8 protein-coding genes are annotated in these 10802 nt (G+C 69.2%); 4 read left to right on the top strand and 4 right to left on the bottom strand.

The genetic code is table 11. From position 1 onward, the window contains the following. Positions 1–60: 60 nt before the first annotated feature. The 4 genes from OXG83_08500 to OXG83_08485 form a co-directional block, all read right to left on the bottom strand. Complete coding sequence (locus OXG83_08500) at positions 61–465, bottom strand: type II toxin-antitoxin system VapC family toxin (GenBank protein ID MCY3965064.1); 405 nt, start codon at positions 463–465, stop codon at positions 61–63. Continuing rightward, on the bottom strand, positions 462–707 hold the full coding sequence (locus OXG83_08495) for a type II toxin-antitoxin system prevent-host-death family antitoxin (protein MCY3965063.1): 246 nt from the start codon (positions 705–707) through the stop codon (positions 462–464). The genes OXG83_08500 and OXG83_08495 overlap by 4 nt, the downstream gene beginning before the upstream one ends. 108 nt (positions 708–815) lie before the next feature. After that, complete coding sequence (locus tag OXG83_08490; GenBank protein MCY3965062.1) at positions 816–2249, bottom strand: hypothetical protein; 1434 nt, start codon at positions 2247–2249, stop codon at positions 816–818. A 59-nt stretch (positions 2250–2308) separates the two neighbouring features. Next, a complete protein-coding gene (locus OXG83_08485) occupies positions 2309–3442 on the bottom strand; it encodes an aromatic ring-hydroxylating dioxygenase subunit alpha (GenBank protein MCY3965061.1) in 1134 nt (377 codons plus the stop codon). Positions 3443–3481: 39 nt separating this feature from the next. On the opposite strand from OXG83_08485, the gene OXG83_08480 reads away from it, so the two are divergent. Genes OXG83_08480 through OXG83_08465 form a run of 4 tightly spaced genes read left to right on the top strand, consistent with a single transcriptional unit; the run spans position 3482 to position 10792 of the window. Continuing rightward, a complete protein-coding gene (locus tag OXG83_08480) occupies positions 3482–6043 on the top strand; it encodes a TonB-dependent receptor (protein ID MCY3965060.1) in 2562 nt (853 codons plus the stop codon). Next, entirely contained in the window at positions 6043–7560 is a 1518-nt protein-coding gene (locus OXG83_08475; protein ID MCY3965059.1) for a helix-turn-helix domain-containing protein, read from the top strand. The genes OXG83_08480 and OXG83_08475 overlap by 1 nt, the downstream gene beginning before the upstream one ends. Continuing rightward, complete coding sequence (locus OXG83_08470) at positions 7557–9281, top strand: NAD(P)/FAD-dependent oxidoreductase (GenBank protein MCY3965058.1); 1725 nt, start codon at positions 7557–7559, stop codon at positions 9279–9281. The genes OXG83_08475 and OXG83_08470 overlap by 4 nt, the downstream gene beginning before the upstream one ends. Next, entirely contained in the window at positions 9278–10792 is a 1515-nt protein-coding gene (locus tag OXG83_08465) for an NAD(P)/FAD-dependent oxidoreductase (GenBank protein MCY3965057.1), read from the top strand. Before OXG83_08470 ends, OXG83_08465 begins: the two co-directional genes overlap by 4 nt. Positions 10793–10802 lie beyond the last annotated feature (10 nt).

Genomic DNA, 10802 nt, shown 5'->3' with positions numbered 1-10802 from the left:
GTCGAGCGCGCGACCGACCTGCTGGCCGAGAGGATTCAGGGTCGATTGGCGCATCGGAAGTCAGCGGCATACGGCGACACCCTCGGACTCTGCGGCCCGTTGAAGTGCCGTGTCCAGGGTCGCGAGCTCTCGTTTCTGACGGATTGCCAGTTCCAGGTAGAGCGCGTCGTACACCGATAGCCTGTGGTCGCGGGCGAGACGCAACGTGGTCTCCTCATCGGGCGCATGGTCCAGTTCAACGTCGAGGTGCTCGATTTCGGTCAGCGCTTCCGTCGTCTGGGTCGGAGTGAGTCGACCTCGGCGTTCCGCCATGACAAGGGCGTTCCGCAGTTCCGCCCAGAACAGGCCCGGCGCCGATGCCCCATGCGTTCCCGCCTGTCCGAGGACCCGGTCGGCACCGGGCACGCGCTCGTCCTCGAGCAGCCAGGCGCAAGCGACCGAACAGTCAAGGACCGGAGCGTTCATCGGCGCCCGGCGTCACGCAGAGCCAGGATCTCCTCGACGGTGCCGGACCAACCGATCTCTCGGCGAAGCGCTCGGATGTTCCGCACGGCTCGTACGGCCCGTTCTCGATCGGCCGGCGCGGGAGGCATCAGTCGTGCGACGGGCCGTCCCCGCTTGGTGATCGTGAACACTTCACCCTTCTCCGCCTCGTCGAGCAGGCGAGAAAGGTGGGTCTTGGCTTCAAAGGCGCCGATGTACTGCATGACGGGTCCTCTAGAGCGAACAAACTGGTTAGACCAGTCTATACGTAGAGCACGCCATGTGTCGCCTCCCTCCAGTCAACCCGGCCGGAAACAGGTTCGGGGGAGTCGCTACCCGAACAACCCCTTCGCCGCCTTGGCCTCCGGCGCCAGCCAGGCCGCGGCGCAATAGGCGGCAAAGGAGATGGCCATCGCCGGGAACACCGCGTGCATGCTCTGGATGTCGAGCAGCATCCACAGGCCCAGCGTCACGCCGCCGGCGGTGAAGGACCACAGCGCGGCCGCGCCGTTGCCGCGGCGCCAGGTCAGGCCGAGGGCGAGCGACGGAAGGAAGCAGGCCGCGTAGAGGGCTCCGGAGAAGGAGGTCAGTTCGACAATGCCGCCCGGCGGGTCGATCGCGAGAATCGCGGTGATGGCCGCGAACAGCACGACGCAGACGCGAGTGTTGCGGACGGCGTGGCGGTCGTCGGCCGGAACCAGCAGGCCGAGCAGGTCGCGCTGGAAGGTCGACGCCATCACCAGGAGGACGCTGTCGAGTGAGGACATGGCGGCGGAGACCAGGGCGAGGAACAGCAGCGCCTGTACGACCGGCGGGAAGATCGCCGGGTCGCTGAGCATCATCGGGATGACCTGGTCGGTGTCGGCGATGCCCTGACCGACCACGAAGTGGGCGTAGAGCCCGAGCGGCGCCAGCAGGCTGAAGACGATGAGGAAGCTCAGGGTCGACACGACCAGACCGCTCCTGGCGGCGGTCTCGGTCTCCAGGGCGTAGAAGCGCGAGAGCTGGCGCGGTTCCACGATCAGCTTGACGGTGGAAGCGAAGACGACGCCGATCAGCATCCCGAGTGGCTGCGCCGTGTCCCAGTGGACGAGAGAGCCGTCGCCGATCTGTGCCAGGTCGGCGAGGCGGCCGATGCCGCCGGCGGCGCGAGTGATCAGGAAGAACATCAGCACCGCCGCCATCGTCATCAGCATGCCCTGGACGAAGTCGGTCCGCGCCACGGAGTGAAAGCCGCCGATCATCGTGTAGAGACAGACGATCAGCACGACCACGAACAGCGACACGCCGTAGCTCAGGTCGAGGAGTTCGACCAGCAGCGAGCCGATGCCCTTGAACACCGCGGTCATGTACAGGAAGCTCGAGAAGATGACGATCATGGCGGCGGCGAAGCGGGCCGGCCGGCTGTTGAAGCGGAAGCCGATGTAGTCCGGGATGGTCACCGAGCCGAGGGTCTCGGTCACGCCGCGCAGGCGCGGCGCCAGCCACGCCCAGGCGACGAAGGAGAGGACGACCGCCGTCGGAATGATCAGGAGCCAGGCGATGCCCGAGGCGTAGGCCCGGCCGGCGAAGCCGATGAAGCTGTTCGTGCTGGCGTAAGTGGCGAAGAAGGAGACGCCGAGGATGATGCCGCCGAGCGAGCGGCCGCCGACGAGGAAATCGGCGAGATCGCGGGTTCGGCGCTGGCCGAGCAGTGCATGGTGGACCAGAACGCCCGTGTAGAGGGCGAACAGGACGAGGATCAGCGAGTGTTCCCGGAGCCACATGGGCGTTCTTCAGCCTCGATGCTCGCGCGGCGGAGTGCACCGCGGCCGGGGTCGCCGGCTCACAGGCCCATCTGGTCCAGGTACCAGCCGTCGAAAACCTGGATGCAGGCTTCGCTCTCTTCGAAGGCGGTGGGGCGGTAGCCGCGCGACGAGACGCCCAACTGCGTGCGCGCGCAGATCTCCCAGTCCTGGCTGTTGACGAGGTGCCAGAAGTCCACGGCGTCGCTGGGGTCGAAGCCGGGGGCCGCGACCGCGTCGGGGTCGAACAGCCACTCGCAGACGACCCGCGTGCGATCGGCGGCGATCGGCCAGAGCGTGTGGGTCACAACGTAGTCCCGGTGCAGGCTGATCAGCAGGTTGGGGTACACGTTGTAGTACTGAACCGAGGTCCGGTCTGCCACTTCGATCTCGGGAAGGTCGGGCCGGTCGCTGCGGCCTGTCGCCGTCATCGAGTTGCAGCCGTCGTTGAGTGTCATCGGACCGCCGACGAAGAAGCGGCCGGTTTCCAGGTTGCCGCCGTTGCGGTAGTCCGACACCCGGTTCAACTCCGGGTGGACGACGGCGCAGTGGTAGCACTCGTTGTAGTTCTCGCAGAGGATCTTCCAGTTCGCCTGCGCTTCGTACTCGTGGCGGTCGCCCCGGACCAACCGGCCCAGGGTGAACCGGGACAGGTCCGGCAGGTCGGCGGCGACCTCCGCGAGCGGCGGCCCGTCGGCCGCGAGCGACAGGTAGAAGAAGCCGTGCAGCGCGCCGATCCGCACGGGCACGAGGCCGGCGCTGTTCGGGTCAAAGTCCTGACCCATGTGCGGCGCGCCGATCAGCCGTCCGTCGAGACCGTAGGTCCAGGCGTGGTAGGGGCACTGGAAGACGTTGGCCTGGCCGGCGCACTCGTCGACGACGCGCGAACCCCGGTGGCGGCAGACGTTGAAGAAGGCGGCCAGTTCCTGCGTAGTCCCCTCTGCCGTACCGTTGCCGTTCGATCCGACTCCGGCGTCGGAGGCTGCGGTCCGCACCGCGATCACCGATTCGCCGCCGATCTCGCGGGTCACGAACCGCCCCGGTTCGTCCAGTTCCTCGAGTCGTCCTCCGCACACCCACATGCGCGAGAAGATGCGCTCCATCTCCTCGCTGAAGACGGCGGGGTCGGTGTAGAGACGGCCGTCCAGCGGTCGGGGTGCTTTGCGCGGCGTCATGGACGAATCCTAGCGCTGTTGATGTGCCATCATCCCGCCGTGCCGCGTCTCTTCCTGCTTGGCATCCTGCTCGGCGCGTTCGCCGCCCCCGATGCGGTCCACGCCCAGGAGGCCGAGGAGACGGCGCCGCCCGAGGGGGAACTGGTCGCGGAGTTCGACGAAGAGCTGGTGGTGGTCGGAAGCCGCGCGCGGCCTCGGTCGGTGACCGAGTCGTCCGTTCCGATCGATGCCATCGCGGTCGAGGATGTCATCAGCCAGGGCGCCAGCACGCTGGACTACCAGTTGCGAAACCTGGTGCCCTCGTTCAATGTCGCGACGCATCCGATCAGCGGCGCCGCGTCGCTGGTGCGGCCGGCGAGCTTGCGCAACCTCGCCCACGACCACACGCTGGTGCTCGTGAACGGCAAGCGCAGGCACCGTTCCGCGATCCTGGTCTGGTTCGGGGGCGTGACTGACGGCACTCAGGGGCCTGACATCTCGACGATCCCGGCGACCGCGCTGCGCCAGGTCGAGGTGCTGCGCGACGGCGCCTCGGCGCAGTACGGCTCCGATGCGATCGCCGGCGTCATGAACTTCCTCCTCAAGGACGCTCCGTCGGGTGGCAGCCTGGAGGTGAAGAGCGGCGTCTACGGCGCCGGCGACGGGCAGTCGTACGCGATCGCCGGCGACGTCGGACTGCCGCTGGGGGAGAACGGCTTCGCCCACCTGAGCATGGAGTACGGCAACGCCGATCCGACCAGCCGCAGCGTGCAGCGCGCCGACGCGGCGGCGCTGATCGCCGCCGGCAACACCCACGTCCGCGACCCGGCGCAGATCTGGGGCGACTCGGAGTACGAGGACGACCTGAAGCTGTTCGGCAACTTCGGCAAGCTGCTCGGGAACGGCGCGCAGGTCTACGGGCACGCCAACTACGCCGAGAAGACGGCGACACAGGGCTTCTACTACCGCAATCCCAACACGCGCGCGAACATCTTCAGCCTGGACGGCGGCCGCACGCTGCTCATCGGCGACGTGCTCGACGCGCAGGACGGTGTCCGTGACGGATCGGCGGGCTGTCCTACGGTCACGATCACAGACAACCGGCCGGATCAGGACGCGCTGGCGCAGGTGTTCGCCGATCCGAACTGCTTCTCCTTCCAGGAGATCGCTCCGGGCGGCTTCACCCCCTACTTCAGCGGCGTGATGACCGACATGTCCGCCGTCGCCGGGGTGCGCCGGAGCACGAAGAGCGGCTTCACCTGGGACGCCAGCGCCAGCTACGGCTCTCACGAAGCGGACTTCTTTCTGTTCAACACGGTCAACGCCTCGCTGGGTCCGGAGAGCCCGCGCGATTTCGATCCGGGCGTGTACCGGCAGGCCGAACTGAACCTGAACTTCGACGTCTCCTACGCGGTTTCCGAACTCGTTCACGTGGCCGGGGGCGCCGAGTGGCGCGACGAGCGCTTCACCATCCGTTCCGGGGAACTGCCGTCGTGGCAGGTCGGACCGTACGCGGCGCAGGGTTTCGTTTCCGGCTCCAACGGTTTCCCCGGGTTCCCCGACTACACGGCCGGGACCTGGAGCCGCGCCAACACGGCGGTGTACGGCGACCTGGAACTGCGCGATCCGGACGGCCGCTGGACCCTCGGCGGCGCGCTGCGGTTCGAGCACTTCGACGTCTTCGGCGACACGACGAACGGCAAGCTCTCGGCCCGTTACGCCCTGACGGACGCGGTCTCCGTGCGCGGCGGCGTCAGCACCGGCTTCCGGGCCCCGACGCCGGGTCAGCAGAACGTGTTCAACGTGCAGTCGACGATCAACCCGGAGACGCTCGATCTGGTCGACAGCGCCACGGTGCCGTCTACCTTCCGGGCCGCGCAGTTCCGGGGCGGCCAGCCCCTCGAGCCCGAAACCTCGACCAACGCGACGGCGGGTCTGGTGGTCGACACCGGGCCGTTCACCCTGACGGCGGACACCTACCACATCGACGTCGACCGGCGGCTCGCCCTGTCCCAGTTCTTCACGCTGGCCGACGAAGAGCGCGCCCTGCTGCTTTCGGAAGGCATCACGTCGGCGCGCACGCTGTCCTCGTTCCGGTTCTTCATCAACGACTTCTCGTCGCGGACCCAGGGGATCGACATCGTCTCGACCTGGACGCCACCGGCCCTGGGTGGCGACACGGTGTTCAGCCTGGCGCTGAACCACACGGAGACGGAGATCACGAAGGACTCCGAGCTGCTCGGTCCCGGCGACGTGCTCGCCCTGGAACGGGGCGTGCCGGAGACGCGGTGGAACCTGGCCGTTAGTCATGGCATAGGGCGGGTCGGCCTGCTCGGACGCCTCCACTACTTCGGATCGTGGGTCGACCACCTCGACGCCCGCTCCGTGCGGCGGGCCGACGCGCCGGTCCTGGGCGGCCGGTACATCCTTGACCTGGAAGTCAGCGTCCCGCTGGTGCCCGACACCACGCTTTCGATCGGCGGCCAGAACGTCTTCGACACGTTCTCGGATCGGATGGACCTGTTCGCCGCGCAGTTCGGCCTCCCGTACAGCCAGTTCACACCCTGGGGCTTGGGCGGCGGGTACTACTACGCGCGCCTGCACTACCGCTGGGGCCGGTAGTGGCGCGCCGGGCTCCGCAGGGAACGCAGGCCATTCAGCGGGCGCTGTCGCTCTACCGTTCGTTTAGCGCGGAGCAGCCGGAACATCGGCTGACGGATCTGGCCACGGCGCACGGGCTCCATCCGTCGACGGCGCATCGGTTGCTCGGCGTACTGGAAGCGGAGGGGCTGGTTGGTCGCAACCCGGATACGCAAGGCTATCGATGGCTGCCCGACAGCGGCTTCAGCGGCGGCGAGCGGCCGGTTCGCCGCAACGGCCTGCGACCGCTGGAGCCGCTCCGAACACCGTTTCATCGCCGCACCGAGGCTCTGTGCGAGAGCGACGCCTGGCGGGACTGGTCGGGTTACACCTGCCCCCTGAGCTACGAGCCGCTGCCGGATCACGAGTACTGGGCGATCCGCAACACGGCGGCCTTGATCGACGTCTCGCCGCTGTTCAAGTACGAGATCGTCGGCCCTCACGCGGAGCGCCTGCTCAACCGGGTGATGACCCGGGACTTCACGAAGTCCCGGGCCGGTCGGGTCATGTACACGTCGTGGTGCAACGAGGAAGGCCATCTGCTGCAGGACGGCAACGTGCAGCGCCTGGCGCGCGAGCGGTTCCTGGTCAGCGCCGCGGAACCATGCCTGCGCTGGTTCGAGGACTGCGGCCTCGGCTTGGAGGTCGAAGTACGGGACGTCTCCACCGACCTGGGGGTGCTGGCACTCCAGGGGCCGCGGGCACGGGCGATCGCCGAGGCGGCGTTCCAGGATGTCGACTTCGCCGCGATGCGCTACTTCGACCTCGCCAGCGGCGAACTCGGCGACCTGGCCGGCGAGGACCGAGGTGTCCCCGTGACAGTGACCCGCACCGGCTACACCGGCGACCTCGGCTACGAGTGCTGGGTCGCGGCGGAGGATGCGGAGGCCCTCTGGGATGCACTCGCTGCCGCCGGAGCGGACCACGGCCTGCGGCCGGCCGGTCTTCTCGCGCTCGACATGGTGCGAGTCGAAGCGGGCCTCGTGCTGATCGATGTCGACTACGTCTCGGCGTCGCATGCCGAGATCGAAGTGCTCAAGGTGACTCCGGCCGAGGCAGGCCTCGGCTTCACGGTCAAGCTCGACAAGGAGGCCGACTTCGTGGGTCGCCGGGCGCTCGAACTCGAGCGCGAGCGGGGGCCGGCCTGGGCCTTGGTCGGGCTCGAAGTCGACTGGTTCGAACTGGAACGGCTGTGGGCAGAGATCGACCTGCGCCCGCAGGTGGTCGGCGAGCCGGCGTCGCGGGAACCGACGCCCGTGTTCGCGCCCGGAGGGTTGCAGGTGGGGCAGTGCACGACGCGGTTCTTTTCGCCGCTCCTCAAGAAGTACATCGGCCTCGCTACAGTCCACGCCGACGTGGCCGCGCTCGGCACGGCCCTGGAGTTCGAGGTCGCGGTCGGCTACGGACGGCGCCGGGCTCGGGCGCGGGTCGCAAAGCGGCCGTTCTTCCATCCGGCCCGCAAGACCGCCGTCGGTTCAGTTACGGACGGCGACGGGTGACCGAAGGCGCCGTGGGAGCCGCGGGGACCGCAAGCGGCGCCCCCGACCGGCGGGGCGGCCGCTTCGATGCGATCGTCGTCGGCGCCGGTCACAACGGCCTGGTCGCCGCGGCCTACCTCGCTCGCGCCGGGCTTGACGTCGTGGTGCTGGAGCGGGCCCCGACGATCGGCGGCGCCACCCGCAGCGAGGAGACCTTCCCGGGCTTCCGCTTCAGCGTGTTCTCCTATCTCGTTTCGCTGTTGCGGCCGGAGGTCATCCACGAACTCGACCTGGTGCGCCATGGCCTGTTCCTGGTTCCCACCGCGAGCACTCTGAACCCGCTTCCAGGTGGCGACTGCCTGTTCCGCGAGGCGGACCCCCAGCGGACCTATCACCACATCGCGCGTCACTCGCGGCGGGACGCCGAGGCGCTGCCGGAGTACAAGCTCGAGATGCGCCGCATGGGCCATCTGATGTTCAGGTTGCAGCGGGCGGCGCCGGACGAATTGGCGGCAGCGATCGGCGACCACGTCGGTGAGGGTGCGGAGTCCCTGCAGATCGATGTAGCGGCGGAAGTGGCCGACATCGCGCGCTACTTCCTTGACCTGCCGGCGGCCCGGCTCCGTACCTTCGTGCAGATGCTGACGATGAGCTCGGCCGACTTCCTGGGCCAATGGTTCGAATGCGATGTGCTCAAGGCTGCGCTCTCGAGCTCCAGCATCATCGGGTCGATGCTCTCGCCGCGCACGCCGGGCTCGGCGTACGTGTTGCTGCACCACTACATGGGCGAGGTAGACGGTGTCTACAGGGAATGGGGCTTCCAGAAGGGAGGCACCGGGGCGGTGGCGGCCACGATTGCCTCGGCCGCCGGTAGCTACGGCGCGGAGATCCGTACGGACTGTCCGGTCGCTCGGGTGCTGACCCGAGACGGCCGCGCCACCGGCGTGGCGCTCGCGAACGGCGACGAACTGGCGGCCGACGTCGTCGTCTCGTCGGCGGCGCCCCAGATCAGTCTCGGCGGCCTGCTCGACCCGGAGGACATTCCCGGCAAGGCCGGCGCGGAACTCGTCGACCGGGCGACCCGCTGGCAGAGCCGCGGCTGCGCCGGCAAGGTGAACCTGGCGCTCGACGGCCCGCCGCGCTTCGAGTGCATGCCGGAACCCGGCCCCCACCTTGCGGGTGGGATCACGATCGCTCCGGGCCTCGACTACGTGGACCGTGCCTACGACGACGCGAAGTACGGCGGTTTCTCCAAGCGTCCTTTCATCGACACGATCATTCCCTCGGTTCTCGATCCCAACATGGCGCCGCCGGGCAAGCACGTCCTGTCCTGCTTCGTCCAGTACGCGCCCTACGAACTGGCCGAAGGCGCCTGGGACGACCAGCGGCGCGAGGCCTTCGGCGATGCCGTCGTGCGCACCTTGTCAGAGTACGCCCCGGGCATCGAGAACCAGGTGCTGCACCGGCAGGTGCTCGTGCCGCCGGACATCGAGGCGATCGCCGGCATCCCGGGGGGCAACATCTTCCACGGTGAGTTGCGCTTGTCGCAGCTCTTCCTGCTGCGTCCGGACCCCGCGGCGGCGGCTTTCCGCACGCCGCTCCCGGGCTACTACCTCTGCGGCTCGTCGACCCAGTTCGGCGGCGGCATCTCCGGCGGTCCGGCGCGGCTCGCGGCGCTCCGGGTTCTGGATGACCTGCGCCGGTCCAGGGCAGGCGGCAGCGGTGGGATGGAGGCGCGTTGAGCGAACGGATCGCGATCGTCGGCGGCGGCCACAACGGCCTCGTGGCGGCGGCTGTCCTGGCGCGCGCCGGGCGGGAGGTCGTCCTGCTCGAGGCGCGCGCCGGACTCGGCGGCCTGGCGTCGACCAGGGAGCTGATCCCCGGTCACCGGGTGGACGTAGGACACAACGACCTGGGCATGCTCCGCCGTTCCGTGATCGAGGAACTCGAGCTGGCGCGCCACGGGTTGGAACTGATCGAGGCGCCAGTGGCAGCCGCGGTGCCGGCAGCGGCCGATTCGGACCCCGTCGTTCTCTGGCCCGAAGTCGAGCGAACGGCGGAGGGACTTGCCCGGGCCAGCGCCGATGACGCGGCCGCGTGGCCCGGTTTCGTGGCCGAACTGGCCACCTGTGCCGCGACGCTCCAACCGCTGCTCAGTCGTCCTCCGGAGTTGGCCGACATGGGGCGTCTCCTGATCTCCCCCGAGTTACTGCGCTTCCTGTCCGCGCCGCTCGACGAGTTGCTGCGCGAGTGGTTCAAGGGCCCGGCGCTCCGGGCCGGTCTGTGCGGTCTGGCGCTTCCGGCCACTGGGCTCGGGCCGCGCGCGAATGGCACGGGCTGGCCACTCCTGTACCGCAGCGTCCTGGGCGCCTCCGACCGTCTCGCGCCGGTGACGCGGGCCCGGGGAGGCGTCGGCGCCCTGGCCGCGGCACTTGCCGCGTCGGCGTCGGCGTCCGGCGCGCAGATCCGGACCCGCACTCCCGTCTCGCGGATCCTCGTCGAATCGCGCCGCGTGGCCGGAGTGGAGCTTGAGGCCGGCGAGCGGATCGAGGCCGGAGCCGTCGTCTCGACGGCGACGCCGGCCGTCACCTTCCTTGACCTGATCGGTGCTTCCCGGCTCGAGCCCGCCTTCGTGCGCCGGTTGCTGAACGTGAAGTACCGGGGCACCGCGGCCCGGTTGGCCCTCTCGATCGACGGTCTGCCGTCGTTCCCGGGTCTGGATCGACCGGCGCTCACCGGGCGGATCGTGCTGGCGGAGCGAGCCTCGGACATCGAGCGGGCGGCGGACGCGGCGAAGTACCGGCGGCTGCCGACGCGGCCCTGGATCGAGGCGGCGCTGCCGACGGCCCTCGACCCGTCCCTTGCGCCGGCCGGACGCCACGTGTTGCTGGCTACGGCCCACCACCTGCCTTTCGATCTCGAGGGCGGTTGGTCGAACGGCGGCGAGGAACTCCGGCGGCGGATGATGGTGGAACTCGAGCGCTGGGCCCCCGGCATCGGCGGTCTGGTCCGGGAGCAGGTCCTCCTGCTCCCGACGGACTACGAGGACGAGATCGGCGCCACGAACGGAGGGCTTCACCACGGTGAGATGAACCCCAGCCAGAGCCTGTGGCTCCGGCCGACGGCGTCGGCCTGGGCTGGAGAGCCGTTGCCCGTGGAGGGCCTGTGGCTGGGCGGCGCGGGTTGCCACCCGGGCGGTGGCGTTACCGGATTGCCGGGGATAACGGCTGCGGTGTCGCTCCTCAGGGGATAACCTCGCGCGA

Source organism: Acidobacteriota bacterium (genome assembly GCA_026707545.1).
GTDB lineage: Bacteria > Acidobacteriota > Thermoanaerobaculia > Multivoradales > Multivoraceae > Multivorans.
The sequence above is the reverse complement of the archived record's forward strand: the minus strand, read 5'-3'. Positions and strand labels throughout refer to the sequence as shown.

Excerpts from the sequence above, each read along its gene's own strand:
- OXG83_08500 (MCY3965064.1), bottom strand. The coding sequence starts at position 465 with ATGAACGCTCCGGTCCTTGACTGTTCGGTCGCTTGCGCCTGGCTGCTC.
- OXG83_08495 (MCY3965063.1), bottom strand. The coding sequence starts at position 707 with ATGCAGTACATCGGCGCCTTTGAAGCCAAGACCCACCTTTCTCGCCTG.
- OXG83_08490 (MCY3965062.1), bottom strand. The coding sequence starts at position 2,249 with ATGTGGCTCCGGGAACACTCGCTGATCCTCGTCCTGTTCGCCCTCTAC.
- OXG83_08485 (MCY3965061.1), bottom strand. The coding sequence starts at position 3,442 with ATGACGCCGCGCAAAGCACCCCGACCGCTGGACGGCCGTCTCTACACC.